We start from the raw sequence: 25977 nt of genomic DNA, 5'->3' as shown, positions 1-25977 counted from the left end.
TTGGCGCCCGTAGGAAGCAACTTCCGTCAAAAGTCTTCATCATGCGACGGCGGACACCGGCGCTCGCGGACGAAAAAGGAATCTCACGCGAGGGGATCAACGCCATCGGATGCTTCGGTGGCTTGCAGAACCACCGTCTATAAGTATGACACAAAAAACAACGGGACGTGACATAACGGGAAGTTTTCCACATTCACCCTCCCTCCGGCGATGGAACCGGTACGGGGCCCCGCCGGATTGCGTGCGCGTCCCCTCCGCCGGGCGGAACGCGCACGTGGTCAGCGCAGCCAGTCTTCGAGTAGGTCGGCCATAAGCGTCAGATCGGATTCGGGCAGCTGCTCGTCATGCTTGTGGGCGAGCAGAGGGCTGCCGGCGCCGAGGTTCACCGCCGGAATGCCGAGGATGGCGAAGCGTGCCACATCCGTCCAACCGAGTTTGGCGAGCGGGTCACGGCCGGTGCGCTCCTTGACAAGACCCACCAGCGAAGCGGCCAGCGGAGAGCTCAGCCCGGGTCTCGCCGAAGGCGACTCGTCCTTCATCTCAATGCCGAAGCCCGCGAACACGCCACCGGTGGCCATATGCTCGCCGTTGCCGAGCTCGGCGCCCGCATCGGCACCGATCATCAGCGCCTTCGCCTCGGCGAGGGTCTTGTCGGGCGCAAACCGGTAGTTCACATGCACGCGGCATTCGTCGGGAATCACGTTGGTCCCCTTGCCACCGGAGATCAGCGTGGCGTTCAGCCCTTCCTGGTAGGTCAGGCCGTCCACCTCGATGGCGCGATTCTCATACGCGTTCAGGCGGTTCAGGATTTCAGCCGCCTTGTGGATGGCGTTCTCGCCCATCCAGGCGCGCGCCGAATGCGCGGCCACGCCATGCGTGATCACGTCGAAACGCATGGTGCCATTGCAACCGCCTTCGATGCCGCAATCGGTCGGTTCGCCGATGATCGCGAAATCGCCGGTGATCCAATCGGGATGCGCCTCGACCACTTTGCGCAGTCCGTTCTTTTCGGCAGCGACCTCCTCATGGTCATAGAAAACGTACGTCAGGTCATATCCGGCTTCCGTCAACGTGGCGGCCAGATATAGCATCACCGCGTCGGAACCCTTCATGTCGGTGGCGCCGCGGCCCCAGATCACACGCTCGCCCTCATGCCCGGCGGCCACATCCTCGCGAATCAGCGGATCTCCCGGTTCCAGCCATTTCGGCGGGAAATTGTCGATTACCGGCACCGTGTCAAGATGTCCGGCGAGAATCACCCGCTGCGCACGACCGAAATACGTGGAGGCGACCAGCGTATCGCCATGACGACGCACGGTCAGGTGCGGCTGCCGCTTCAGGAACCTCTCGACGGCATCGGTCAACGGACCCTCGTCATCGCTGACCGAATAGCTGTTCATGATCTGCTCCATCAGCACGTTCAGTGCGGCCTGCTTGCCGGCGGAAGGGTCGAATCCGATTTCAAGTTCACTCATGCGTCTCATTATCCGACAGACCGGCCGATATACCGGCATCGGAGCACTGCTTTTGAGATGAACCGGCGAATCGCACCCGCATGGTGCCACACTGATGGTTGGCTCGATTGGCGGCCTGATCGAGACGGGAAGCAAGGAAAGGACGAGCGCATGCCGGGTCTGTTAAGCGCGATGGAAGGCTTTTGCGTCATCGGCATCGTCATCAGCACCGGCTACGTGGCCGCACGGTTGCGCATCGGCGGGCCGACCGCGCAGATGGTGCTCAACCGCTTCAGCTTCTTCGTGTCCAGCCCGTGCCTGATGTTCGCGATCCTCTCGAAGGAAAAGATCTTCGAGATCTTCCACTCCTCCATCATCGTCGCGTTCTTTTCCGCCATGCTCGTCGGGGCCGTCTTCCTGATTCTCAACCGCCTGTTCTTCCATATGAAGCCGGCGGACGCGACCATCGGCGCACTGAACTCGCTGTACCTCAACTCGAACAACATCGGCCTGCCGATCGCCACCTACATCCTCGGCAATCCGGCGCTTGTGGCGCCGATCCTGGTCATGCAGCAGGCCGTGTTCACGCCGGTCGGCCTGACCGTGCTCGACGTGACCACGAAAGGCAAGGTCTCCGCCAGGGAGATTCTCAGGCAGCCGCTGCACCAGCCGCTGCTCATCGGTTCGCTGCTGGGTATCGCCGTCTCCGCGATTTCCGCGAAAGTCGGCCATTTCATAGTGCCCGGCTGCATTTTCGACCCAATCAACATGATCGGCAATTCCGCGGTGCCGATGATTCTGATGGCGTTCGGCATGTCGCTGCATGGCACGAAGCCATTGCAGGAGAAGGCGGACATTCCCGCGACGTTCACGGTGGCGGTGCTGAAGAACGTCGTGATGCCGGGCATCGCATTCCTGCTGAGCTACTTTGTGATGGGATTCCGCGGTCCCACGCTGTATGCCTGCGTGGTGCTCGCCGCACTGCCGACCGGCCAGAACGTCTACAACTATGCGGCGCGCTACAACGTGGGCCTTTCCTTCGCACGCGACGGCATTCTTTTCTCGACGCTCACCTCGCCGATTTTCATCGCGATCATCGCCGCCCTGCTCAGCTGATCGCTATGGGCGAAAGACGGGAGATGCGCATGCCGCCACGTCAGGCCGTACTCAATCGTCGGCGCGATAGTCGGCGAGGTTGAGGGTGTGGGCCACATGGTTGGCGGCGATGGCGCCCACGGCGATCAGGGCGTAGCACAAGGCGATTCCGGCGATCAACGTAACCAGCGTGGCCGGCCTGAACAGTGCCATCGCCAGGATCGGGAACAACAGCAGCAGCGAGCACCCGCCGGAGACGGCCACTACCGTGTTAAGCGGCGTGATCACCTCCATCATGCGCGCCTTATCGAGCGTGGCCTCGTCGGTGCCCTCCAAGGCAAGCATGCGGTATTCGCCGACCTGATCGTAGACGCTGCCGGCCTGCATCACTCCCGAACTGACGGCGGCGAGCACGGCCGCGAAGGCGAGCGTCAGGAATCCGCCGGTGCTGATGTCACGCATGTACAGCATGCTTGGGTCGAGCGGGTCGGCATTGCCGCCGATGCCGCTGGCGACCAAGCCGCACACCGAGGTGATGCCGGCGATGAACACCGCCAACGCCACACCGGACACGTTGCGCCAGGCGCGCTTGGGATTATCGAGAATACGGCGCATGGCAATCATGGTCGCTGCGTCTTTCGGCCGACGGGCACGCGATTTGGCGCGGAACGTCACCACCCATGTGCCCACAAGATTCACCAAGGCGAAGCATAGGAAGATGAAGCCGAACACCACCGCGTAGGCCGTTCCCTCACCGAAACGGGCGAACGACTGCAGATTGCTCAGCACCAGGTACGCGACCGCCATGACGACCACGAAGATCAACACACGCCACCTGGTCGGTAACGGCTGTGAAGCACGCTGCATCACGCCAAGCGGGGTGATGGTGACACGGCGCAGGGTGATCAGGGATGAGGCCAGCGCCAATACCGTAACGCCCGCGATCACGGCGATCAGGGTCAACGAGCCGACCCACAGCTGCTCAAAGGTGAAATGCCTGTTCTGAAAGTTGAACAGCATGATCAGCGGCATCATTGCGAAATAACCGAGAATGCCGATGAGCGCGCCGAGCAGGGCCTGGCCCGCCGCGTCAAGCGCGGTCAGCTTCGTGACCTGCGCGGTGGTGGCGCCGGCCAGACGCAGTGCGGCCAGACGGGCGTCCCTGCGGGAGGCGGCCAGACGGGCGGCCGAGCCGGCGAGCGCCACAAACGGTACGATGAGCAGCATGCAGGCGAATCCGGCCAACAGTACGTAACCATTGCCATAGGTGTTCATGACGGCGGCGGACTGTTCGGCGGTCCAATGGCCGTTGCCGTGCATCATGAGTTTGTTGCCCGCCTCCATGGCTTTCGACCAGGCTTCATACGTGCCGGGCGCGCAACTGCCCGGGCCGGGATTGATCATGCAGCCGATGGTGTGGTCGGCCGAGGCTCGCCAGATGAAGCCATGTACGCCACCGAGCACGGTGAGGAAGATCGTGGTAGCGGCGGCGAAGGCGACCACTGCCAGTATCGAGGTGTGTCCGGCGGTGCCGCGCATACCGGGGCGATGGAACAACCGCCAGAGTGAGAACGTGTTCATCGCGCGCCTCCCTGCGGTGGATTGCCGTACGTGCCTGCGACCGGTCGGGGCCATTGCACGTCGGGAATGCGCGGGGCCGCCTGCCGCATATCCTGCCCGTTGTCGTACAGTCGTCCGTCGCGCATGATGAGCGTGCGATCGCAGAAACCGGCCACGTTCGGATCGTGTGTCACCACGATCACTGCCGCTCCGTTGGCGCGGGAGGCGTCCATGAGGATGCCCATGATGTCGCGACCGGTGTTCTGGTCGAGCGCGCCGGTCGGTTCGTCGGCGAAGACGACGGCCGGCTGCACGGCGAGCGCGCGGGCGATGGAGACGCGCTGCATCTGACCGCCGCTCATCTCACCGGGGCGTTGGGCGGCGAGTTGGCGCAATCCCAGGCGTTCCAGCCACAACATGGCCGCATCGGTGGCCTGCTGGTATCGTGCGCCGCCGAGCATCATCGGCAGGGCGATGTTTTCGACGGCCGGTAATTCCGGTAGCAACTGGCCTGACTGGAACACGAATCCGAAAACGTTGCGGCGTAGCTTGGTGCGGTCCGCATCGGACAGTCGTGCCAGATCGGTGCCACGGAAGCTCACGCTTCCGGAGGTCGGCTTGATGATGCCCGCCAGTGCGTGCAGCAGGGTCGACTTTCCGGAGCCGGACGGGCCCATGACCGCGATGCTTTCGCCGGCCTGGATGGCGAAGTTCACGTGATTGAGCGCCAGCATATGCATGGCGGGAGCCGCGCCTGGTTGGACCGCGTAGTCCATGACCAGATCGGATGCCTGAAGTACGACATGATTCATTGCTGTTTCCATGTCTCCTACGCTACGGAAACCGCATCGTTCCGGCTATCCGGCGGCGGGATGAATCTTCCGGCCGCCATCATCCGCAGGGATTAGGGGCATGCATGATCGGCACCTCGGCCATCCTCTTGCCGTCATGCCGCGGTCGTTGCCATCGATATCGTCGTCATCAGTACGGTCGATGCGAGTGGTGCAGACGTGCACGATTTAGCGAAACGGCCATGCTCACGAATCGTGCATGTCAATCCATGGAAAAGGGGCATATGATTGCCGCTTCTAACCACTGAATCAGGGAAATGATACCCCTTAAGTGTTGTGCTGGACGGTATGTTTGCGCACGATTCTCCACAATCCTTGGAATGCACGATCGTGCGCGCCCCATAATCATAAATAACCATAAAAGCAACGGAACCGCCCCTGCGAACAAGCTCACATGGACAGGCCGAACGGCCGATACGCCGTCATTGGCCCCGGGCGGAGACCCCCAAATGCCAGGAAAGCCGATGCAGGTCGCTCGGCCCATGTACGGCAATGGCCTCACGATGCGCGGCGGAACCGTAACCCTTGTTGCGCTGCCATTCGTAGACCGCGTATTCAGGGCGCTCCCCCAGTTCGATCATGAGCCTGTCCCGCGTGACCTTGGCGATCACGGCGGCCGTGGCCACGGTCGCGCAATAGCGGTCGCCCTTCACTTTGGTGGTGACTTTCGCGGGGACCGGCACGTCGGGGGCATCGAAGGTGCCCAAGGCCTTGGTGATGTAGTCGTTCGGCCCGTCAAGAATGGCGCCCACTTTCACCGGCTGACCGGCGATTCCCAGCGTACGTTCCACTTCGTCCAGCGCACGCAATGCCGCCACGCCCAATGCATATGAGATGCCCCATTCGTCGATTTCCGCATTGCTGGCCGCCCCGACGGCCCAGGAGGCGCTCCATGATTTCAAGGATTCGAAGATGGCTTCGCGGCGATGTTCCGTCAGCATCTTGGAGTCGGCCACGCCCTCCGGCACGTGCAGGGCATCCGGACCGGCCAGATCGGCCGCTCGAATCGCCGCGGCGCCGACCATGACCGGCCCCGCCAACGAGCCACGTCCGACCTCGTCGAAGCCGACGATCACATCGTAGCCTTGCGCCGCAATCTCACTTTCCAGCTGCAGCGTAGGCGTCACGGAAACCGTCATCAGTCAGTCGACCCTTCCGGCACGTCCTTGAATACGTCATGATGCGCGCTCAGCAGGCCGATACGGTTCAACGGCCAATAGGTCGCCAAACCGACGCCCACTACGTCGCTGATCGGCACCAGACCATGCGAGGAGTCGTCCTGATGATAGCGTGAATCGGCGGAATTCGCGCGATTGTCACCCAGTACGAATATATGGCCGGCCGTCACCTTCACCTTGAATGCGAACGAGCTCGGATCCACACCAGGACGAATATACGAGGATTCGTCAATGGCCACGCCGTTGATGGTGATGGGCTTGCCCGGCCCCTCGCAGGCCACGGTGTCCCCCGGCAGCCCGATAAGGCGTTTGATGAGGTAGTCGCCACCGAGATGCCCGCTGTTCTCCTCCTGCAACCAGTGGTCGGGGTCCTTGAACACCACTATGTCACCGCGCTGCAATGGGAACACCTTCGGGGTGAGTTTGGAGGTGATCACACGATCGCCCGGTTCAATGGTGTCCATCATGGAACCGGAGGGAATCACGTAGAAACCGATGAGGAACATACGGACCAGCAGCACGATGGCGACCGGTATCCCGCACCATATCAGGGTATCGCGCCAGTTGAAGCCATTATCGGCATCTCTATTCTCGGCATGTCGCATGTTGGGTCCTTCGATTGTCGCATCACGAACGCAATGGCCTTCATCATAGCGGTCGAACATAGGAGAGTACAGGAGAATATAGGAATCGGCCCGACAACCATGCGGCTGCCGGGCCGATTTCGCGCTTTATTCGCGCATCACGCTCACTTGGCGGAGTTGTCGCGACGCTCGACGATACGAGCGGCCTTGCCGCGCAGCTTGCGCAGGTAGTACAGCTTGGCGCGACGCACACGGCCCTTGCGGACCAGCTTGATGGAGTCGATGGCCGGGGAATGCAGCGGGAAGCGACGCTCAACGCCGGTGCCGAAGCTGATCTTGCGGACCACGAAGGTTTCACGGACGCCGCCACCCTGACGTGCGATCACCACGCCGGTGAACGCCTGGATACGGGAGTTGTTGCCTTCCTTGATCCTCACGTTGACCTCAACGGTGTCACCCGGGCGGAAAGCCGGAATCTCCTCTGCCGGCTTCATGTGCTTGGCGTCAAATGCCTCAATAGCGTTAACCATTGTGTTTCCTCGAGTCGCCGCCGCATATCAGCGCACAGGTAAGGGCCTTCGTGACGCTCTTGCGACCGCCACATCGGCCTGTCATGTTCTCCGCAGGTCTGCCTGCGGAGGATTGCCAATCCGCCGGAAAGATGCAATCTTGCGATTGTTCCGGCTAGACCCAAGGAAAAGCGGGATTATGCGGCGTCCCGCCTTCCGGCACAGCAATTAACAAAAATACCTCATCCGCAAGACACGGATGAGGTATTCGAGAACCGGGATCAGAACTCGCGGTTGGCGCGGTAGAACTTGATCAGGGACTGGGTGGAGGCGTCCTGGGCGGCCAGCGCCTCGTCATCCTGGGAGATGGCCGGGGTGATCTGCTTGGCAAGCTGCTTGCCCAGCTCGACGCCCCACTGATCGTAGGAGTCCAGACCCCACACGGTGCCTTCGACGAAGGTGATGTGCTCGTACAGGGCGATCAGCTCGCCGACCGCGAACGGGGTCAGAGCCACACCGAAGATGGAGGTGGTCGGGCGGTTGCCGGTGAACACGCGGGCCGGAACGATCTCTTCCGGAGTGCCTTCAGCGCGCACTTCCTCGGCGGTCTTGCCGAATGCCAGAGCCTTGGTCTGGGCGAAGTAGTTGCCCAGGAACAGCTCGTGCACGTCCTGATCGCCGTCCTTGACCGGGTTCGGAGTGTTCACGAACGCGATGAAGTCGGCCGGAATCAGCTGGGTGCCCTGATGGATCAGCTGGTAGAAGGCGTGCTGGCCATTGGTGCCCGGTTCGCCCCAGAAGATCTCACCGGTCTCGGAGGTGACCGGGGTGCCGTCCCAACGCACGGACTTGCCGTTGGATTCCATGGTCAGCTGCTGCAGATAGGCCGGGAAGCGGTGCAGGTACTGGTCGTACGGCAGCACGGCGTGGGAGGCGACCTTGAAGAAGTTGCGGTACCACACGTTCAGCATGCCGAGCAGCACGACGACGTTCTTCTCGAACGGGGTGTTGGCGAAGTATTCGTCGATCTCATGGAAACCATGCAGGAATTCCTCGAAGCGGGCCGGGCCGAAGACCACGGCAAGGGAGGTGCCGACGGCGGAGTCGACGGAATAACGGCCGCCGACCCAGTTCCAGAAGCCGAAGGCGTTGTTCGGGTCGATGCCGAACTCGGCGACCTTCTCCAAATTGGTGGAGACGGCGACGAAATGCCTCTTGATGGCTTCGGCGTTCTTCTCGTCGGAACCGTCGATGGCGCCGGCCGCCTTGAGTTCCTCAAGCAGCCAGGTACGGGCCTCACGGGCGTTGGTCAGGGTCTCCAAGGTGGTGAAGGTCTTGGAAACGATGATGAACAGCGTGGTCTCCGGGTCGAGGCCCTTGGTCTTCTCGGCCAGATCGTTCGGGTCGATGTTGGAGATGTAGCGGGCGGAAATGCCGGCGTCGGCGTACGGCCTCAGTGCCTCGTACACCATGACGGGGCCCAGGTCGGAACCGCCGATGCCGATATTGACCACGGTCTCGATCTTCTTGCCGGTCACGCCGGTCCACTCGCCGGAACGTACCTTGTCGGCGAAGGCGTAGATGCGGTCAAGCACCTCGCGTACGTCCTTGACGGTGTCCTGACCGTCGACGATGTACTTGCCCTCGTCTTCGATCGGGCGGCGCAGTGCGGTGTGCAGCACGGCGCGGTCTTCGGTGTTGTTGATGTGCACGCCGGTGTACATGGCCTTGGTGCGCTCATCGAGCTTGACGGCCTTGGCGAGATCCGCGAACAGCTGCAGGGTCTCCGGCTTGATCAGGTTCTTGGACAGGTCGAAATGCAGGTCACCGGCATCGAAGCTCAGCTTCTCGACGCGGGCGTCGTCGTCGGCGAACCACTGCTTGAGGCTGATGCCTTCGGACTGAAGCTCGTCATAGTGCTTCTGCAGGGCGGCCCACTCCGGGGTCTTGGTGGCGTCAACGGGAGGATTGATGGCCATGGTTGATAAGGTCCTTTCATCATCACTGTGAAGCGGCGCGCGACGTCCATTTCCAGCGCAACGCACCGTATCTCTTCACCTCACAAGATACTCACAAAAGCAGACAGAAGAACACAAAAGCAATACGAAGATCACCGCTCACATGCAGATTCGCCTGTTATCGCCGTTTTCAAGACCCGTCACGTGCGAACACACCGATCCGGGACGATGCAATCGTATGCAATCCGCGGCGTTGCGGTCACAGAATATCCTCGGCACCGAGCCTGTCGAGATGCGCGACCATGCTTTTGACCTCCTGGCTGCGGGCGCGCGGCGCGATGAGCAGCGCGTCGGGCGTATCCACCACCACCATGTCGTTGACGCCGAGCAGGGCGATGGTACGGCCGCTTTCCGGCACGACCACGTCGCCCGCGGAATCCAGATATACCACGGATTGCGCATCCCCCAGGATCTTGATGTTGCGCTCGTTGGCGCTCGGCAGCAACGCGGCCACCGAATTGAAGTCGCCGATGTCGTCCCATCCGAAATCCCCCGGGATCATGGCCACGCCGCCCGTCACCGACAGCGGTTCGGCTACGGCGTAATCGAAGGCGATCTTCTCGATGCCGGCCCAGTCCCGCGCCATCGCCCGTTCAACGGCTTCACCGCGGCTTCGTAGAGGGGATTCGTAGGCGTCGGCGATGCGTGAGATCGCCTCGTACATCGGCGGCTTCGCGCGTCTGATATGGTCGAGCAGCACATCGGCCCGCATCACGAACATACCCGCGTTCCAACGGTACTCTCCGGTCGACAGGTACGCCTGCGCGGTTACGGCATCGGGTTTTTCCACGAACCGCTCCACCAGCCGCGCCGCCAGTGCATCCGGAATGTCGGCCGCCAGCGAACGACCCTGATGAATGTAACCGAACGCGGTCGAGGGGCGCGAGGCGGCGATGCCGATGGTCGTGACGTATCCGGCACGGGCCGTCGCCACCGCCTGGCGCACCGATTCGGAGAAGGCCCGATTCCCGCGAATCACATGATCCGCGGCGAACGAGCCCACCACACAATGTTCGCCGTAACGGCGTGCGATCACCGCCGTGGCCAGCACGATGGCCGCGGTCGAATCACGCGGGATCGGCTCGGCGAGGATGTTGTCCGCACTGAGTTCCGGTAGCTGCTCGCGCACGGCCGCCACATGCCCGACACCCGTGCTCACATACACGTTACCTTCCCCTGCGATTGCCTCCAGCCGGTCGTAGGTGGATTGGATGAGCGTGCGCCCCTGTCCCAGCAGGTCGTACAGGAATTTCGGCCGGTCACGCCGGCTCAGCGGCCACAATCTCGTGCCCGTGCCGCCGGCGGGGATGATCGCGTGGAAGTCGTCGAAACCAGTGTTGCTGCTGCTCATGTGCCCATTGTCTCGCAAATCGGCCGTCTCGCAAATCGCAGGTCGCCGCCGCACATGACACTGCCGGTTCCATCGATTTGTGCAAATCGAGCATCTCCGCTATGATTGCTGTCTTGTGCGCGGCTAGCGTATGCTTCCCGGGCATCACGCCACTTTAGCTCAGTCGGTAGAGCGGCTCACTCGTAATGAGCAGGTCGACAGTTCGATTCTGTCAAGTGGCTCCATTGCCCTAGATGTGTCACGCGTCTAGGGTTTTGCATATCGCGCGCGAGTGGCGGAATTGGTAGACGCGCAGGATTTAGGTTCCTGTGTCTTTGACGTGTGGGTTCAAGTCCCATCTCGCGCACCTTTATGAACGGCGGAATTTCAACGGTTCACGGCCATTTCGGGCATTCCGGGGGTGATGTTCGCCCACATTCCGCCCACGGATCGGGAAGAACGCGGGCAAATCCCATCAGGCAAATCCCATGCGTCCGGACCGGGAACCCATGCATCCGAATCGTCGGCGATGTGATCCGGATCTCCAGAATGTGACGACGGAAAGGGTGGCCGCCACCCCGGCTCCTAATATGGGTGCGGAGTGAGTACGAAACGAAGCGAAGAGAGTCCGAAGCCCCATGTCCGCGCTGATCCAACCCATTGCGCTGCTGCTGATCATCCTTGCCGGCTACCTGTTCAAACGGGCCGGCAGATTCAAGAATCGTGACTACCGTATTCTGCAGACCGCCATCTTCGATCTGGTGCTGCCGGGCGCGATCGTCTATTCGTTCGCCACGAATCCGCACGATTCCAGTATGCTGTGGATTTCCGTATTCGGTTTCATCGTCGCCTTCATCCCGCCGATCGTCATCTTCCTGACGTCGCGCAGGCGGCCCGTGCAGGATCGCGCCTTCACCATGCTCAATGGTTCCGGCTTCAACGTCGGATGCTTCTGTTTCCCCGTGGTGCAGGCCTTTCTCGGCACGGCCGCGATCGTACCGGCCGCCATGTTCGATATCGGCAATTGCGTGATGGTGGCCGCCGGCACGAACGTCATGACGCAGACCCTGCTGCACATTCAGCCCGGCAGGACGCTCGACGAGCAGTATCAGGGCCATGCGCCGACCCTGCCGTATGTGAGGCCGAAGGACAGGGATGCGAAAAGGCTCGCCCGCAAGGCCCTGTTATGGAACGTGTTCAGGGGGTTCTTCGGCTCGGTGCCGTTCGACACCTACCTGCTGATGATCATTCTGATGCTTGCGGATGTGAGGATTCCCACTGTGGTCGCCACGGTGGTGCAACCGCTGTCGAATGCGAATTCGTTCTGCGCGATGCTCATGGTCGGCATGCTCATGGATCTGCCCGCCGGCCGTGCGGATGTGATGAAACTGCTCAAGGTGATCGGATGGAGGTTGCCATTCGGCATTGTGTTTGCGCTCGCCGCCTGGTTCGCATTGCCGTTCGACGCCTCGATCCGCGAAGCCGTGGCCATGTGCTGCCTGGCACCGATTGCGGTGTTCTCCACGCTGTTCACCGACAAGGTGCTCGGCAACGCGAAGCTCGCCGGCTTTTCCCTGTCGGTCAGCGCGATCATCAGCCTCGTCATGATGACCGGCACCCATGTTCTGGTTACCTCATTTGCGTAAAGGATTACCCGAGCAGGGCCTCCACGGCCGGCGCGAGCGCGCGTAGGGCCTTGCCGCGGTGTGAGATGGCGTTCTTTTCGGACGGTTCCATTTCGGCCGAGGTAAGCCGCACACCCGCTTCGATGGCGCGTGCCGGCTGGTCGTCCGGCACGAACAGCGGATCGTAGCCGAAGCCATGCTCGCCGCGCGGGGCGCGCAGCAGCACACCCGGCATCTCACCGATTTCCACGGTCTCGCCGGCAATGGCGTACGGTTTGCCCACGGTTTCGGCCGTACCGTCTTCCACCTCAGCTCCCGGCACCACAAGCGCGGCGGCGCAGCGGAAACGTGCGGTGCGCCTGGCGTCCGGAATGTCGGCGATCTGAGCGAGCAGCAACGCGTTGTTGGCCTCGTCGTCGCCATGCCTGCCGGCCCAGCGGGCGGACAGGATGCCCGGGGCATTGCCCATGACGTCCACGATCAGGCCGGAATCATCGGCGATTGCCGGGCAACCGGTACGCGCGGCCACGTCGCGGGCCTTGAGCAGCGCGTTCTCCTGAAAGGTCACGCCATCCTCCACCGGATCGGGCAGATCCAGCGAGCCCGCGGAGACGAGCTCCACGCCGGCCGCGTCGGAGCCAAGCCTTTCCTCCAGAATGCGGCGGATTTCCACCAGTTTGCCCTCGTTATGGGTGGCGACGATGATTTTCATGGCTTCCTTTCGTTCCGCGCCCCTTAATCAGGGTCAGTCCAAGGCGAGTGCGGCACGCTGGGCGGCCTGCAGCTCCTTGTTGCCCTGTTCGGCGAGGTCGAGCAGGGCGTTGAGTTCGGTACGGCTGAACGGACGATGTTCCGCGGTGCCCTGAATCTCGATGAAATCGCCGGAGCCGGTCATGGCCACGTTCATGTCGGTCATGGCCTGGCTGTCTTCGATATACGGCAGGTCCAGCATCGGCCTGCCATTGATCACGCCCACGGAAACGGCGGAGACGCAGTCCTTGAGCACCCTGTCGGCGGACTTGATGTGCCTGTGCCGCTCGGCCCAACGCATCGCGTCGACCAGCGCTACGTACGCACCGGTGATGGAGGCGGTACGGGTGCCGCCGTCGGCCTGCAGCACATCGCAGTCGATCTGCACCTGATTCTCGCCCAGCGCCTTCATATCGACCACGCCACGCAGGCAGCGGCCGATCAGTCGGCTGATCTCATGCGTACGGCCGCCGATCTTGCCGCGCACGGATTCGCGATCGGTGCGGTCGGCGGTGGCGCGCGGCAGCATCGCGTATTCGGCGGTGACCCAGCCCAAACCGGAATCCTTGCGCCAACGCGGCACACCGGGGGTGAAGGTGGCGGTGCACATCACACGCGTGTCGCCGCATTCCATGAGCACGGAGCCTTCCGGAACGTCCGTGAAGCGGCGGGTGATGCGAACCGGACGCAGTTCGTCCACCTTGCGCCCGTCCGCACGAATCACGGTCTGTTCGCCCAGCATGTCTTTAATCGCTACCATTGCACTGCTTTCGTAATCAGTAATCTCGGATTTCCTATCAAGAGACACTATCACCTGCCCGTCCTCTCGCTCCCCGCCGGGCAATCGGGGTCGGCATGGATGGATGGATGGCCAAAGGCGCAGATCGGAACCGGAAGGAGAGGATGATGTACGTATGATGGTACGCAAGCGGTAATTGGTCACCGTCCGGACTACACTTATAGTCAGTTTAACCAAAAGTCAAGAAAGGCTTTGGAAATGCTGGATTACTCACCTGCTCTGATGACTGATATGTACGAATACACCATGCTTGACGCATGCCTGAAAGACGGCACGGCCAACCGCAGATGCGTATTCGAAATCTTCACCCGCCACCTGCCATTGGGCCGCCACTACGGTGTGGCCGCCGGCCAGGGGCGCATTCTCGACGCACTCGAGAACTTCCATCTCGACGACAACGACCTGAAGTTCCTCTCCGACCGCAAGGTGGTAAGCCCCGAAACCATCACGTGGCTGGAAAACTTCCGCTTCTCCGGCTCCATCAAGGGCTACCGCGAAGGCGAGATGTTCTTCCCGAACTCCCCCATCCTGCAGGTCGAAGGCACGTTCGGCGAATGCACGCTGCTGGAAACGCTGCTGCTGAGCATCCTGAACTATGATTCCGCGGTCGCCTCGGCCGCCTCCCGTATGGTCAGCGCAGCAAAGGACCGCCCGTGCATGGATATGGGCGGCCGCCGCACCAACGAATGGGCCGCCGTAGCGGCAGCCCGCGCCGCGGTGGTCGGCGGATTCAAGGGCACCGCGAACCTGCTGGCCGCGCAGATGTACGGATTGAAGGCCATCGGCACCGCCGCACACTGCTTCACGCTGGTGCACGACGACGAACGCAGCGCCTTCCAGTCGCAGATCGCCGCACTCGGCAGGAACACCACGCTGCTGGTCGACACCTACAACATCGAGGAAGCGGTGAAGACGGCCGTCGAGGTGGCCGGCCCGGAGCTGGGCGGCGTACGCATCGATTCCGGCGACCTCGCCTCCCTGGCCCAGCGTGTGCGCAACCAGCTGGATGCGCTGGGCGCCACCAATACGAAGATCACCGTGACCAACGATCTCGACGAATACGCGCTGGCCTCCCTGCAGACCGCCCCGGTCGACTCCTACGGCGTGGGCACCATGCTGGTCACCGGTTCCGGCGCGCCGACCTGCGCGATGGTCTACAAGCTCACCGAGCGTGAGAATTCCGCCGGCGAGATGCAGCCGGTCGCCAAGAAGTCGAAAGACAAGGCCACCGTTCCGGGCCGTAAGCTCGCCTATCGTTCCTATGAGTATTCACTGGCCGAATGCGAACATGTCATCTCCGGTTCCGAAGAGCGTCTCGCCGCCTACCAGCCGGGGGAAGGCTGGAAGAATCTGCTGGTCGACTATGTGACCGACGGCGAGAACCACACCGAGTACCAGGGCCATGACGCCATCGTCAACGCGCACGACTACCGTACGAAGGCGCTGGCCGAACTGCCGATCGGTGCGCAAAGCTTCATGAAGGGCGATCCGGTCATCCCGACCGAGGTCACCGTCCTGTAAATCCAATCCGCCGACGCTGAGTGGCTGTCGGTGTCGGCGGTTTGGGCGGTTCCGTAATGTTCCGACACTGAATGGCGGTGGGTGTCGGTGGATTGCGATGTTGCCCAGACTGCCGACACCGACGGTGAGGAACCGCTACCGGAAATCCTTGCCGTCGTAATCGGCCCAATCCGGCGGCGGCGTGCCGTTCTCATAGCTGCTCTGCAGATCCTTGTACAAATGCAGCTTGCGCAGCACATGCATGTATGCCTCCTCCAGCGAGGCGCGCTGTTCGACGATGACGTCGCGACGGTTCTCCAACAACTCCACCATGTCCGAAATATGCGTGCGTTCGTCGCTTTCGTAGGCGAAGAACCGTTTGAGCTCGTCGATGCTCATGCCTGCATGCTTGAAGCAGGCGATCGCCTCCAGTCGCCCGATATGCCCGTCGTCGTAGACACGACGTCCCGCATCGTCGCGACCGACGTTCGTCAGCAATCCCTGATCCTCGTAATAACGCAATGTGGACGGCTGCACATCGAACCTTCCGGCCACCTCGCGAATCGTATATACGCCCATAGCCCCTCCTCAATCCCGTCTTCGCAGGATTTCCTCATGACAGGCAGCGCGTCGCCCGCCGCAATTTGCGTTCAAGTTTACTTGAAGTGCGACGATGGGGTCAACGGCACCGCGCGGCGCATCCGCGGCAAACAGCCACACCCAAGGAGGAACCTTGCTCGAACCAATCACCGTCTATACGCCATCGCCCACGCGCTACGACGGCATGACCTACAACCATGCGGGCGCAAGCGGACTGAAGCTGCCGGCCGTCTCCCTCGGCTTCTGGCACAACTTCGGCGACATCACCCCGTACGACACCATGCGGCAGATCGTGTTCACCGCATTCGACAACGGCGTGACCCACTTCGATCTGGCCAACAACTACGGTCCGGAACCCGGGTCCGCCGAAAAGAACTGCGGACGACTGCTGCGCGAATACTTCCACCACCATCGCGCCGAACTCATCATCAGCACCAAGGCCGGCTACGAGATGTGGCTCGGCCCCTACGGCGACCTCGGAAGCCGCAAATACCTGCTCGCCTCGCTCGATCAAAGCCTCGAACGCCTCGGCCTCGACTACGTGGACATCTTCTACCATCACCACATGGATCCGCAGACCCCGCTCGAGGAGACCATGGGCGCGCTGGCCACCGCGGTGAACAGCGGCAAGGCGCTCTACGTGGGCCTGTCCAACTACGACGGCCCGACGCTCAGCAAGGCCACCGCCATCCTGGATGAGCTGCACGTACCGTTCATCATCAACCAGAACCGCTACAACATCTTCGACCGCACCGTGGAACGCAACGGACTGAAGGAGACCGCACACCGTCTCGGCAAGGGCCTGATCACCTTCTCCCCGCTCGCCCAGGGACTGCTGACCGACCGGTACCTGAACGGCGTTCCGGCCGACAGCAGAATCGCGCACGACGGACGGTTCCTGCAGGAGAGCGCGCTGACCGCGACGACGCTGCGGCAGATCCGCGATCTGAACGACTTGGCCGCCGAACGCGGGCAGACGCTCGCGGAGATGGCGCTCGCATGGCTGCTACATGACGGAATGGTGACCTCGGTGCTGGTCGGCGCCTCACGCCCGCAGCAACTGCTCGACAATATCGGCGCGCTGGGGAACACCACATTCACCGACGAGGAGCTGCTCCGCATCGACGAGATTTCGTCGCGCTGACGGGCCCGTCAACTCGCTGACCGGCCCGTCGGCTCCGCGTGGAACCTGCGTAGCACATATGACCGGGAGGCTCCGCCGGCAGAGATCCGGAGAAGCCTCCCGACACCATAAAGCCGTCAGAAGGAGGAATTCATCATCTCGTCGTAGATGCGCTTGCAATCAGGGCACACCGGGTACTGGGAGGGATCGCGCTTGGGCACCCACACCTTGCCGCACAGCGCCACGACCGGGCGACCGGTAAGCTTCGACTCCTGGATGCGGTCACGCGACACGTAATGCGCGAAACGGTCGGCATCGCCGTTGCCGCCGTCATCGAGCTGCGTCTTCTCCTCCGGGCGCTCCAGCACCGCGGTGCCGGTACCCGCATCCGGATCGGAAAGCGGCGAAACCGGGTCGGCGTCGTCGTAAAAGCCATCAATAATCGCATGCCATGCCATAGTGTGCTCCGTCCTCGCAAAACCTCGGCAGCGGATTCCTCGACCGGAATCCTTTGCAACAAGCTGCCATCGACTGTCCTCTATCATAGCCTTGTCAATCGGCACCGCCCATATGTGAAAGTTCATATATAAAGGAGATGCGCGGCTTCTTCGCCCGCGCGCGGTACCCTTGAGATTATGACGATTGCAGTATGCCCCGGGTCGTACGACCCCGTCACCGCCGGCCATCTGGATGTTATCGAGCGGTGCGCGCACTTCTTCGACGAAGTCCATGTGGTGGTCGCGGTGAACGCGGCGAAAACACCGATGTTTTCGGAGGACACCCGTGTCGATATCATCCGCCAGGCGCTGAAAGAGCGCGATTGCCGCAATATCAAGGTCTCTTCGACCACCGGACTGATCACCGACTACTGCAGGAGGGTCGGTGCCACGGTCATCGTCAAGGGACTGCGCCAGAACGGCGACTACGAGGCCGAGCTGGGCATGGCCTTGGTCAACCGCAAGCTCGCCGGCGTGGAGACGCTGTTCCTGCCGGCCGCGCCGAATCTGGAACATATCTCCAGCTCCATCGTCAAGGATGTGGCACGTCATGGCGGCGATATCACCGGCATGGTGCCGGATTGCGTAATCCCGCTGCTCGGCGAGGCGCTGAGGAACGAAAAGAGAGCATGATGGCAGACGAAACGCAACCCTACGACGTTGCGCAAACCGATGATGACGACCAGACCTCGCAGCAGCCGGTGCAGGCCGCTTCCGTAGCCGCACAGGTCCCCGGCAAGCCGTCACAGGCCCCCGGCAAACCGTCTTTTTCGATGTCGGATCTGCCGGATCTGCGCGACACCCTCGATCCGGACACCACCGCCGAGGGCGCAGCCGGGCGCAGTCGTGAGGAATTCACGACGGTGTATGACATCATCGACAATATGGAGGCTGCGCTGACGGAGGCCAAGCCAAGCCTGTTCGCCCCCAGCGTGGTCAAGGTGGATCGTGAGATGTTCACCGACCAGCTCGATCAGCTCAAGAAAATGCTTCCCGTGCAGCTTGAGCGTGCGTCGGCGCTGATGCGCGAGGCCGAACGCCGTCTGGAAAGCGCGCAGGCGCAGGCGAATGCGATTGTGGCCTCCGCGCAGTCGCGAGCGGCCGATACGGTACGTGAGGCGAATGAGCAGGCGCAGTTCCTGGCCGGTCAGGAGAACGTCACCGAAATCGCACGGCGGAAGGCACGTGATATTCTCGACCAGGCGCAGGCGAAGGCGGATCACCTCACGCAGGGCGCCGACAAGTATTGCTCCACGGTGATGGAGTCGCTGCAGCAGCAGCTTGGCAAGCTTGACCATGACGTTCAGGCGGGATTGCGTGTGCTGTACGATCGCCAGCGCGAAGCCGGTGAGCACCTGCCCCACCTTGAACCGAACGACTATCCGGAAGGCTGAATATGGCACGTATCGAAGACTCCCCCTGGGCGGTTTCCGTGGCGCAGGTGGCATCCCGCGCCGGTCAGAGCAAACCGATTGATGCGACGTTCCCCGCTCCGAGCGGCATCGGCGATGAGATCGTCGGCGTTGACGAGGGTGCGGATGTGCAGGTCGCCGGCTCCTTCGATTCGATCGTCGACGGCCTGATTCTTTCGGCACGCATCAACGCGCCGGTACACGCGGAGTGCACGCGTTGCCTGAAGCCGATTCAGCGCGATTGGGGCGTGAACGTCACCGCCTTCTTCCCGTACGAAGACAAGTCCGCCGGCAAGGGTGGCAGTGGCAGGAATGGCGGCAAGGCCGCCGAGGAGGAAGTCGACATCGTTGCGGGTGAAGACGAATCCGAAGACACCTATCCGCTGCTCGAAGGCGGTTCATGGGCCGATCTGGAGGCATTGCTGCGTGACACCCTGGTGGAGGAGCTGCCCCTGCAGCCGCTCTGCAAGCCGGACTGCAAGGGCCTGTGCTCGCAATGCGGCATCGATTTGAACGAGCAGCCCGACCACCGGCATGACGTGACCGACATCCGTTTCGCCGCGCTGGAAGGCCTCAAGGCTCGGCTTGAGGGCAACGGCTGACCGCGGCCTACCCTTTGATTTGGCTTTTGTACGGAGCTCACGTTAAGATACTGAACGCTTAAGCTCAAATCGTTCGAACGAAATAGAGGAAACACCATGGCACTGCCTAAGTACAAGACCTCGCGCGCGAATACCCATTCTCGCCGCGCAAACTGGAAGGCCAAGGCCGCCCAGACCGTTACCTGCCCGAACTGCGGCGCTCCGGCGCTGCCGCACATGGCCTGCCCGAGCTGCGGCTCCTTCCGCGGCCGTGTGTACCGCGAGGCCATCCGCTCCATTCACACCAAGTGAGTGATTGCCGGATAACGGTAAGCAAGCATTGGAACCCTGCCATCGACGGGTGGCGGGGTTTTTGCTATTCAAGGCCAACCTAATCGAAAGCCCGATTCGGTTCGCGATCCTCCGGTCCCCCGTCTCACTAGACTTGAAGCATGGTGCGGATCGTCGGGATTCATCCTGCCCGGCGGTCCGGCGCCAAGAGTTATGCACAAATACGTTGTTTGCGTAGCAATGGGACCAGGAGACTGGTTGCTTTGCCACGTGCGCAACGGCCAACCGATAAAGGAAGCGATCATGGCCGGAAAATCATCCAACGCCAAAGCCAACGCAACCAAGGAATCCATAAAGGAATCCGCGAAGGAATCCCCCAAGGAGCAGCCGCACGTCTCCACCTCCATCACATCTGACGGCGAAATGACCGCCAATGTGCTGCTCGAGGCGCTCGGCACCACGCTTACCCCCGAACTGCTGGTCGAGGCGCTCACCCACCGCTCCTTCTCGCATGAGCACCCGGGTGCGAAGAATTACGAGCGGCTGGAGTTCCTCGGCGACGCCGTGCTCGAGCTGGTCTCCACGGAAACGCTGTACAAGACCCATCCCGATATGACGGAAGGTCAGCTCGCCAAGATGCGCGCCAAGGCCGTGTCCGAGGAATCGCTGAGCAAGATCGCCCGCGAGAAGCTGCATGTCGGCCCGTACATTCTGCTCGGCAACGGGGAGGCGGAGCAACATGGCGCCGAGAAGAGCTCCATCCTGTGCGACATCGTCGAATCGCTGATCGGCGCCACATTCATTCAGCACGGCATCGATGAGGCGCGTAAGGTCGTGCACCATCTGGTGGATGACACGTTGGCCGAGGTCGCCACCGAAGGTCCGGCACTGGATTGGAAGACCTCATTGACCGTCAAGGCCCATAAGATGGGATTGGGCGAGCCGTACTACCGGATGTCGGTTTCCGGCCCGGAATACGCGCAGGTCTTCACCGCGAAGGCCATGCTCGAAGGATCCGATGATGTGATCGGCGTCGGCAAGGGCTCCAGCAAGCGCAAGGCCCAGCTTGCCGCCGCCGAGGCCGGCTGGAAGGCCCTCGACAATCGCCAGTGAGCCATGCTCTTTTATCATGAACGCCCGCAACACGCCAGTATGTGGGCTGTTTTGGCCTTTCGCCGCTGTCAGCCGTTAGCATAGACGATTACTAGTGAAGGAATTTGCGCAGCCCAGTCGCCACAAGTGATTATGCCGCATTCCAAGAGGGGGTTCGTCACCCGGCGCTCACCGACGCGCCCGCATGCGAAGCCCAGCGAAAGATTCCACGAACGAGCATGAGAGGGAACATGGTGTTACCTACGCCTCTGCAGGCATTCAGCGGCATGCCCAAGGCATCCGCCACCACTGAAAAGCAGACCATTGTCGACGGCGAGAAGATGACCGGCGCCGAAGCGCTGGTTCGTTCGCTGGAGGATCTGGGGGTTCAGGACGTTTTCGGCATTCCGGGAGGCGCGATTCTGCCGGTCTACCATGCGATCACCGACGATACGAAATTCCGCTTCGTGCTGATGCGCCATGAGCAGGCCGCCGGCCATGCCGCCGAGGGCTATGCCGTGGCGACCGGCCGTGTGGGCGTGTGCATCGTGACCTCCGGTCCGGGTGCCACGAACATGATCACCCCGATCGCCGATGCGAACATGGATTCCATTCCGTTGGTCGTGATCACCGGTCAGGTAGGCGTGAACGCGATCGGCACGGACGCCTTCCAAGAGGCCGATATCGTCGGGGCCACCTATCCGGTGGTCAAGCATTCCTACCTCGTCACGCGCGCGCAGGACATTCCGCGCGTGCTCGCCGAAGCGCACTACATCGCACGTTCCGGTCGTCCCGGCCCGGTGGTGGTGGACATCACCAAGACCGCGCAGACCGGCGACATGTACTATTCCTGGCCGCAGCGCATGATCCTGCCCGGCTACAATCCGACCACCAAGGCGCACGGCCGGGTGTTGTCCGACGCAGCCAGGCTGTTCGAACAGTCCTACCGCCCGGTGCTGTATGTGGGCGGCGGTGCGATGCGTTCCGACGCCGGTGAGCTCGTCAAAGAGCTGGCGGACGTCACCGACGCACCGATCGTCACCACATTGCCGGCACGTGGCATCGTTCCGGATTCCGATCCGAAGGTGCTCGGCATGCTCGGCATGCACGGCACCATCGCCGCAACCGGCGCGGTGCAGCGCTGCGATCTGCTGGTCGCGATCGGCGCACGTTTCGACGACCGCGTCACCGGCAAGCTCGATGCCTTCGCTCCGGGCGCACGCGTCATCCATATCGACATCGATCCGGCGGAAATCGGCAAGAACCGTCAGCCGGACGTGCCGATTGTGGGCGATGTGGCGACCGTGCTCAAGGATCTCATCCCAGAGATCAAGCGGGAGCAGGCCGTGCATGGCAAGCCGGACGTGAGCCACTGGTGGGAGGTCATCAATACGTGGGTCGAGGACTACCCGATCAAGTGGGAGCAGCCGACCGACGGTTCGCTCGCCCCGCAGTGGGTCGTCAAACAGCTGTCCGATATGGCCGATCCCGACACCATTTGGGTTTCCGGCGTTGGCCAGCATCAGATGTGGGCCACCCAGATCATCGACTTCGAAAAGCCTCACTCTTGGATCTCCTCCGGAGGGCTCGGCACAATGGGCTTCGGCCTGCCTGCGGCCATCGGCGCACGCGTCGGCTCCACGCGTGAGTTCGACGACAAGAAGCCGGTATGGCTCATCGACGGCGACGGCTCCTTCCAGATGACCTCCGAAGAGCTGGCCACCGCGTTCCTCGACCGCACCCCGATCAAGATCGCCCTGCTGAACAACTCCGTGTACGGCATGGTGCGCCAGTGGCAGACCCTGTTCTACGAGCATCACTATTCCGCCACGAATCTGCTGGATGGCGAGAATACGCCCGACATCGTGGACGTGCCGGACTTCGTGAAACTCGCCGAAGCGTACGGTTGCATCGGCATGCGCGCATTCACCGAGGAAGAGGCCATCGAATGCATCAGGAAGGCCAACGAGATCAACGACCGACCGGTGCTCATCGACTTCCGCGTGTGGAAGGACGCCATGGTGTGGCCGATGGTCGCCGCCGGCGCATCCAACGACGACGTGACCTACATGCCGGGTATCAAGCCGCTGCAGCGCGCCGCTGCCGAAAACGAGTGAACGAGTAAGCGGAAGGAAGGTCCGATCATGGCAAACTATCCTGCATCCCAGCCGGGTTCCAAGCGTCATACGCTGTCCGTGCTCGTGGAGAACCGTCCGGGCGTGCTGGCGCGTATCGCCGGCCTGTTCGCCCGTCGTGCGTTCAACATCAACTCGCTGTCCGTCTCCCCCACCGAGCGTCCGGACATCTCCCGCGTGACCGTTACGGCCGACGTGGAGGAGGTGCCGCTCGAGCAGATCATCAAGCAGCTCAACAAGCTGCTGCATGTGCTGAAGATCGTGGATCTCGATCCGAGCACCACCGTGGAGCGCGAACTGGTGCTCATCAAGGTGGCCGCCGACGAATCCAACCGTTCCGACGTGCTGGAGATCGTGCGTCTGTTCCGTGTGCGCGTGGTCGATGTGAATCCGGAGTCGCTGACCATCGAGGCCACCGGCGCCGAGGGTAAGATCGACGCGCTGCTTGGCCTGCTGGAACACTACGGCATCATCGAGCTGGTCCGTTCCGGCGCGGTGGCCGTAACCCGCGGCCCGAAGGCGCTGAGCGAGAAGGTGCTTGGTTCCGAAATCACCGGCCGCTGATCCGGTTTTTCACCTTATCCGACGGTTTTCACCCATCAGACGAAAGGCGGTGCCTGCGATTCGCTTCGCAGGCACCGCCTTTCGTCTGCTTCATGTTCCTGAAACCGACCTCCCGCCAATCCACATCCTTGCAAAGCCGGACTCGCGGCTACTCCAGTTGCTCGGAAAGCTCCATCCATTCCATCTCAAGCCCTTCCGATTCGTCCGCAACGGCCTGCAGCTGCTCGTTGAGACTGCCGAGACCCGAGTAGTCGCTCGGATCATGCTCGGCCATCTGCGATTCCAACTCGGCTTTCCGCTCTTCCAGTTTGGCAAGCTTGCGTTCGATTGCGGCAACGCGCTTGGATGCCTCATGGAATGCCTTGCCGGTGAGTTTCGCCGAGTCGGCGTCCAAATCGCCAGCCGCACCGGTTGCCATGCCGGCGGAAATCACAGCGGAGCCAGTATCCACAGCGGAGCCGGCAGTGGCGGAATCGCCGATATTGCCGTTCTTACGTCCCCTGCCTGCGGCCTTCTCGTCCGCAAACGGATCCTTGCCATTCTTGATCGCCTCGGTCATATCGAGATAATCCTGCACGCCACCGGGCAGATGGCGTACTTTGCCGCCGATCAGCGCGAACTGCTGGTCGGTGACGCGCTCCAGCAGATAGCGGTCGTGGGAGACCACGATCAGCGTGCCCGGCCATGTGTCGAGCAGATCCTCCATCACGGCGAGCATGTCGGTGTCGAGGTCGTTGCCCGGTTCGTCCATGATGAGCACGTTCGGCTCGTCGAGCAGAATGAGCAGCAGCTGCATGCGGCGCTTCTGCCCGCCTGACAGGTCTTTGATCGGCGTCATCAGCTGCGCGGATTCGAAGCCGAGGCGCTCCATCATCTGGCCGGGCGTGGTCTCCTTGCCATCCACGACGTAGCTTGGCTTGTACCGGCTCAACACTTCCTTGATCTTGTACTTGCCGAGTTTCTCCAGCTCGTCGAGCCGTTGCGACAGCACGGCGAACTTCACGGTCTTGCCGATGTTCACATGGCCGGCGGTCGGGGTGAGCGTGCCGTCAAGGATTTTCAGCAGAGTCGATTTTCCGGCACCGTTCGCACCGACGATGCCGAAACGGTCTCCCGGACCGATCAGCCATGTCACGTCGTCGAGGATCTTGCGCCCGGTGACGGTAATCTTCTGCGCGGCGGACGTGACCTGCAGTGTGGTCTCGACGGCATGCTCCTGCGAATCGGACGATTCGGACGACTGCGTCTCGGCCCGTTCCGCCATCTTTTGCGCAGCCTGCCGCGCCTCGGCTACGCCGGCATCCACCAATCGCGGGTCGGTCAAGTCGTCGACGGCGACCTCCACGCTGCCATGCACCTGCGGTTCGGCATACATGGCCGGCACCACGTCGACGCGCGACGCCGACGCCTCCATTTCCGCCACATCCGGGTCGATGGAGGCCTCACCCTGCACATGCTCGAAGATCTGGGTCACATCAATCAGATCGACCACCTGCTTGCCCAGACGCGAAGTCGCCATCTGCTTCAGTTCGAGCGTGTTGCGCACCGGTGGCACATCGGCGATGAGTTCACGCGCGGCCTTCACGTGGAACTTCTGCTTGGTGGAGCGGGCGCGGGCACCGCGGGTCAGCCAGGCAAGCTCCTTGCGGGCCAGATTGCGGCGCTTCGTCTCACGCACATCGGCCTGGCGGTCACGTTCCACGCGCTGCAGCATGTAGGCGGAGTAGCCGCCTTCGAACGGTTCGATCACGCCGTCGTGCACCTCCCACATCGACTCGCACACCTCATCGAGGAACCAACGGTCGTGGGTGACGAGCAACAATGCGCCGGCGCCGGCGGACCAGCGGTTCCTGAGATGTTCGGCCAGCCAGTGAATCGTCACGACGTCCAAATGATTGGTGGGCTCGTCGAGGGCAAGGATGTCCCAGTCCTTGAGCAGCAGGCGGGCCAGGTCGGCGCGACGGCGCTGGCCTCCGGACAACGAGCCGATCTTCGCGTCCAGACTGATGCCGCCAAGCAGCGCCTCGACGATTTCGCGGGATTTCGTCTCGGCGGCCCATTCGTAATCCTCACGGCCCTCCAGCGCAGCCTCGCGCACGGTGGCGTCGTCATCGAGCGGATCACGCTGGTCGAGCATGCCGAACGTGAGACCGTTCCGTTTGGTCACCCGGCCGGAATCCGGTTCCTGCGTGCCTTTGAACAGGTGCAGCAGTGTGGATTTGCCGTCGCCGTTCTTGCCGACGATGCCGATGCGGTCGCCTTCGAAAACGCCCTGCGTCACATCGGTGAAAATCGTTTTCGTGGCAAAGGCGAGCGATACGTGTTCAAGTCCCAAATCATAAGTCGGCATAATCCACCAATGTAGCGGGGACGGCGGAACAGCGGAACACCAAGGCACTTCCCGCAATCCACCGACGGTGAGGATCGAT

At 62.1% G+C, this 25977-nt stretch carries 23 protein-coding genes, 2 tRNA genes and 2 pseudogenes; 13 read left to right on the top strand and 14 right to left on the bottom strand.

Going from position 1 to position 25977, the window contains the following annotated elements:
• Positions 1 to 278: 278 nt before the first annotated feature.
• Positions 279 to 1484: a succinyl-diaminopimelate desuccinylase gene (dapE, locus tag BMOU_RS08085; RefSeq protein ID WP_171001983.1), complete on the bottom strand. Its 1206-nt coding sequence runs from the start codon at positions 1482 to 1484 to the stop codon at positions 279 to 281.
• Between the two features lie 141 nt (positions 1485 to 1625).
• Between dapE and BMOU_RS08080 the strand changes: the two genes are divergently transcribed.
• On the top strand, positions 1626 to 2570 hold the full coding sequence (locus BMOU_RS08080) for an AEC family transporter (RefSeq protein ID WP_034876545.1): 945 nt from the start codon (positions 1626 to 1628) through the stop codon (positions 2568 to 2570).
• A 51-nt stretch (positions 2571 to 2621) separates the two neighbouring features.
• Here BMOU_RS08080 and BMOU_RS08075 read toward each other — a convergent pair whose 3' ends face one another.
• From BMOU_RS08075 to BMOU_RS08045, 7 genes are all read right to left on the bottom strand, one after another.
• Positions 2622 to 4130 (bottom strand): FtsX-like permease family protein, encoded by a 1509-nt coding sequence (locus BMOU_RS08075; protein WP_034876544.1) that lies wholly within the window; start codon positions 4128 to 4130, stop codon positions 2622 to 2624.
• Positions 4127 to 4921, bottom strand: a complete 795-nt coding sequence (locus BMOU_RS08070; RefSeq protein ID WP_162848716.1) for an ABC transporter ATP-binding protein — start codon at positions 4919 to 4921, stop codon at positions 4127 to 4129. Before BMOU_RS08070 ends, BMOU_RS08075 begins: the two co-directional genes overlap by 4 nt.
• Positions 4922 to 5382: 461 nt before the next feature.
• On the bottom strand, positions 5383 to 6099 hold the full coding sequence (locus tag BMOU_RS08065; RefSeq protein ID WP_034876539.1) for a ribonuclease HII: 717 nt from the start codon (positions 6097 to 6099) through the stop codon (positions 5383 to 5385).
• A complete protein-coding gene (gene lepB, locus BMOU_RS08060; protein ID WP_307722373.1) occupies positions 6099 to 6821 on the bottom strand; it encodes a signal peptidase I in 723 nt (240 codons plus the stop codon). Before lepB ends, BMOU_RS08065 begins: the two co-directional genes overlap by 1 nt.
• Positions 6822 to 6886: 65 nt before the next feature.
• Entirely contained in the window at positions 6887 to 7252 is a 366-nt protein-coding gene (rplS, locus tag BMOU_RS08055; protein ID WP_034876535.1) for a 50S ribosomal protein L19, read from the bottom strand.
• A gap of 260 nt (positions 7253 to 7512) precedes the next feature.
• Positions 7513 to 9210, bottom strand: coding sequence for a glucose-6-phosphate isomerase (pgi, locus tag BMOU_RS08050; RefSeq protein ID WP_034876533.1), 1698 nt, complete (start codon positions 9208 to 9210; stop codon positions 7513 to 7515).
• A 238-nt stretch (positions 9211 to 9448) separates the two neighbouring features.
• On the bottom strand, positions 9449 to 10600 hold the full coding sequence (locus BMOU_RS08045) for a mannose-1-phosphate guanylyltransferase (protein ID WP_034876531.1): 1152 nt from the start codon (positions 10598 to 10600) through the stop codon (positions 9449 to 9451).
• A 148-nt stretch (positions 10601 to 10748) separates the two neighbouring features.
• Between BMOU_RS08045 and BMOU_RS08040 the strand changes: the two genes are divergently transcribed.
• The 3 genes from BMOU_RS08040 to BMOU_RS08030 all read left to right on the top strand — a co-directional run bounded on the left by BMOU_RS08040 (position 10749) and on the right by BMOU_RS08030 (position 12225).
• A tRNA-Thr gene (locus BMOU_RS08040) sits at positions 10749 to 10824 on the top strand.
• 41 nt (positions 10825 to 10865) lie between these two features.
• Positions 10866 to 10946, top strand: a tRNA-Leu gene (locus BMOU_RS08035).
• A 271-nt stretch (positions 10947 to 11217) separates the two neighbouring features.
• The gene (locus BMOU_RS08030) at positions 11218 to 12225 is read left to right on the top strand and encodes an AEC family transporter (protein ID WP_034876530.1); all 1008 of its coding nucleotides are present in this window, start codon (positions 11218 to 11220) and stop codon (positions 12223 to 12225) included.
• A gap of 4 nt (positions 12226 to 12229) precedes the next feature.
• Here BMOU_RS08030 and BMOU_RS08025 read toward each other — a convergent pair whose 3' ends face one another.
• Both BMOU_RS08025 and rph read right to left on the bottom strand, forming a co-directional pair.
• Complete coding sequence (locus BMOU_RS08025; RefSeq protein WP_034876529.1) at positions 12230 to 12916, bottom strand: non-canonical purine NTP pyrophosphatase; 687 nt, start codon at positions 12914 to 12916, stop codon at positions 12230 to 12232.
• A 33-nt stretch (positions 12917 to 12949) separates the two neighbouring features.
• Entirely contained in the window at positions 12950 to 13714 is a 765-nt protein-coding gene (gene rph / locus BMOU_RS08020; protein WP_034876528.1) for a ribonuclease PH, read from the bottom strand.
• A 174-nt stretch (positions 13715 to 13888) separates the two neighbouring features.
• Here rph and BMOU_RS08015 point away from each other — a divergent pair, with 174 nt between their 5' ends.
• Positions 13889 to 15274 carry a nicotinate phosphoribosyltransferase gene (locus BMOU_RS08015; protein ID WP_081738528.1) on the top strand — a complete coding sequence of 462 codons (1386 nt, stop codon included), beginning with the start codon at positions 13889 to 13891 and terminating at the stop codon, positions 15272 to 15274.
• A 135-nt stretch (positions 15275 to 15409) separates the two neighbouring features.
• Here BMOU_RS08015 and BMOU_RS08010 read toward each other — a convergent pair whose 3' ends face one another.
• On the bottom strand, positions 15410 to 15832 hold the full coding sequence (locus BMOU_RS08010) for a MerR family transcriptional regulator (RefSeq protein WP_034876526.1): 423 nt from the start codon (positions 15830 to 15832) through the stop codon (positions 15410 to 15412).
• Positions 15833 to 15986: 154 nt separating this feature from the next.
• On the opposite strand from BMOU_RS08010, the gene BMOU_RS08005 reads away from it, so the two are divergent.
• The gene (locus tag BMOU_RS08005; RefSeq protein WP_034876525.1) at positions 15987 to 16997 is read left to right on the top strand and encodes an aldo/keto reductase; all 1011 of its coding nucleotides are present in this window, start codon (positions 15987 to 15989) and stop codon (positions 16995 to 16997) included.
• A 116-nt stretch (positions 16998 to 17113) separates the two neighbouring features.
• On the opposite strand, the gene BMOU_RS08000 is transcribed toward BMOU_RS08005, so the two are convergent.
• A complete protein-coding gene (locus tag BMOU_RS08000; RefSeq protein WP_034876524.1) occupies positions 17114 to 17434 on the bottom strand; it encodes a DUF3039 domain-containing protein in 321 nt (106 codons plus the stop codon).
• 177 nt (positions 17435 to 17611) lie between these two features.
• Here BMOU_RS08000 and coaD point away from each other — a divergent pair, with 177 nt between their 5' ends.
• The 7 genes from coaD (at position 17612) to ilvN (ending at position 23548) form a co-directional block, all read left to right on the top strand.
• Positions 17612 to 18106, top strand: coding sequence for a pantetheine-phosphate adenylyltransferase (gene coaD, locus BMOU_RS07995; protein ID WP_034876523.1), 495 nt, complete (start codon positions 17612 to 17614; stop codon positions 18104 to 18106).
• On the top strand, positions 18103 to 18867 hold the full coding sequence (locus BMOU_RS07990; RefSeq protein WP_034876521.1) for a cell division protein: 765 nt from the start codon (positions 18103 to 18105) through the stop codon (positions 18865 to 18867). Before coaD ends, BMOU_RS07990 begins: the two co-directional genes overlap by 4 nt.
• 2 nt (positions 18868 to 18869) lie before the next feature.
• A complete protein-coding gene (locus tag BMOU_RS07985; protein WP_034876519.1) occupies positions 18870 to 19487 on the top strand; it encodes a YceD family protein in 618 nt (205 codons plus the stop codon).
• 96 nt (positions 19488 to 19583) lie between these two features.
• The gene (gene rpmF, locus BMOU_RS07980; protein ID WP_034876517.1) at positions 19584 to 19778 is read left to right on the top strand and encodes a 50S ribosomal protein L32; all 195 of its coding nucleotides are present in this window, start codon (positions 19584 to 19586) and stop codon (positions 19776 to 19778) included.
• 402 nt (positions 19779 to 20180) lie between these two features.
• Positions 20181 to 20870, top strand: a complete 690-nt coding sequence (gene rnc / locus BMOU_RS07975) for a ribonuclease III (RefSeq protein WP_051428963.1) — start codon at positions 20181 to 20183, stop codon at positions 20868 to 20870.
• Positions 20871 to 21100: 230 nt separating this feature from the next.
• Entirely contained in the window at positions 21101 to 22966 is a 1866-nt protein-coding gene (locus tag BMOU_RS07970; RefSeq protein WP_137648263.1) for an acetolactate synthase large subunit, read from the top strand.
• Between the two features lie 27 nt (positions 22967 to 22993).
• The gene (ilvN, locus tag BMOU_RS07965) at positions 22994 to 23548 is read left to right on the top strand and encodes an acetolactate synthase small subunit (RefSeq protein ID WP_034876514.1); all 555 of its coding nucleotides are present in this window, start codon (positions 22994 to 22996) and stop codon (positions 23546 to 23548) included.
• Between the two features lie 148 nt (positions 23549 to 23696).
• Here ilvN and BMOU_RS11845 read toward each other — a convergent pair.
• Positions 23697 to 24740, bottom strand: a pseudogene (locus BMOU_RS11845) (ATP-binding cassette domain-containing protein); the annotation flags it as partial.
• 77 nt (positions 24741 to 24817) lie between these two features.
• Positions 24818 to 25898 (bottom strand): annotated as a pseudogene (locus tag BMOU_RS11840) (ABC-F family ATP-binding cassette domain-containing protein); the annotation flags it as partial.
• Positions 25899 to 25977 lie beyond the last annotated feature (79 nt).

The organism is Bifidobacterium moukalabense DSM 27321, from assembly GCF_000522505.1.
Taxonomy (GTDB): Bacteria; Actinomycetota; Actinomycetes; order Actinomycetales; family Bifidobacteriaceae; genus Bifidobacterium; species Bifidobacterium moukalabense.
Note: the sequence above shows the minus strand (reverse complement) of the source record. Positions and strands in the feature narration are given on the sequence as shown.

Bases quoted from the DNA above. Each gene is read 5' to 3' on its own strand.
- dapE (WP_171001983.1), bottom strand. From the start codon at position 1,484: ATGAGACGCATGAGTGAACTTGAAATCGGATTCGACCCTTCCGCCGGC.
- BMOU_RS08080 (WP_034876545.1), top strand. From the start codon at position 1,626: ATGCCGGGTCTGTTAAGCGCGATGGAAGGCTTTTGCGTCATCGGCATC.
- BMOU_RS08075 (WP_034876544.1), bottom strand. From the start codon at position 4,130: ATGAACACGTTCTCACTCTGGCGGTTGTTCCATCGCCCCGGTATGCGC.
- BMOU_RS08070 (WP_162848716.1), bottom strand. From the start codon at position 4,921: ATGAATCATGTCGTACTTCAGGCATCCGATCTGGTCATGGACTACGCG.
- BMOU_RS08065 (WP_034876539.1), bottom strand. From the start codon at position 6,099: ATGACGGTTTCCGTGACGCCTACGCTGCAGCTGGAAAGTGAGATTGCG.
- rplS (WP_034876535.1), bottom strand. From the start codon at position 7,252: ATGGTTAACGCTATTGAGGCATTTGACGCCAAGCACATGAAGCCGGCA.
- pgi (WP_034876533.1), bottom strand. From the start codon at position 9,210: ATGGCCATCAATCCTCCCGTTGACGCCACCAAGACCCCGGAGTGGGCC.
- BMOU_RS08045 (WP_034876531.1), bottom strand. From the start codon at position 10,600: ATGAGCAGCAGCAACACTGGTTTCGACGACTTCCACGCGATCATCCCC.
- BMOU_RS08030 (WP_034876530.1), top strand. From the start codon at position 11,218: ATGTCCGCGCTGATCCAACCCATTGCGCTGCTGCTGATCATCCTTGCC.
- BMOU_RS08025 (WP_034876529.1), bottom strand. From the start codon at position 12,916: ATGAAAATCATCGTCGCCACCCATAACGAGGGCAAACTGGTGGAAATC.
- rph (WP_034876528.1), bottom strand. From the start codon at position 13,714: ATGGTAGCGATTAAAGACATGCTGGGCGAACAGACCGTGATTCGTGCG.
- BMOU_RS08010 (WP_034876526.1), bottom strand. From the start codon at position 15,832: ATGGGCGTATATACGATTCGCGAGGTGGCCGGAAGGTTCGATGTGCAG.
- BMOU_RS08000 (WP_034876524.1), bottom strand. From the start codon at position 17,434: ATGGCATGGCATGCGATTATTGATGGCTTTTACGACGACGCCGACCCG.
- coaD (WP_034876523.1), top strand. From the start codon at position 17,612: ATGACGATTGCAGTATGCCCCGGGTCGTACGACCCCGTCACCGCCGGC.
- BMOU_RS07990 (WP_034876521.1), top strand. From the start codon at position 18,103: ATGATGGCAGACGAAACGCAACCCTACGACGTTGCGCAAACCGATGAT.
- BMOU_RS07985 (WP_034876519.1), top strand. From the start codon at position 18,870: ATGGCACGTATCGAAGACTCCCCCTGGGCGGTTTCCGTGGCGCAGGTG.
- rpmF (WP_034876517.1), top strand. From the start codon at position 19,584: ATGGCACTGCCTAAGTACAAGACCTCGCGCGCGAATACCCATTCTCGC.
- rnc (WP_051428963.1), top strand. From the start codon at position 20,181: ATGACCGCCAATGTGCTGCTCGAGGCGCTCGGCACCACGCTTACCCCC.
- BMOU_RS07970 (WP_137648263.1), top strand. From the start codon at position 21,101: ATGGTGTTACCTACGCCTCTGCAGGCATTCAGCGGCATGCCCAAGGCA.
- ilvN (WP_034876514.1), top strand. From the start codon at position 22,994: ATGGCAAACTATCCTGCATCCCAGCCGGGTTCCAAGCGTCATACGCTG.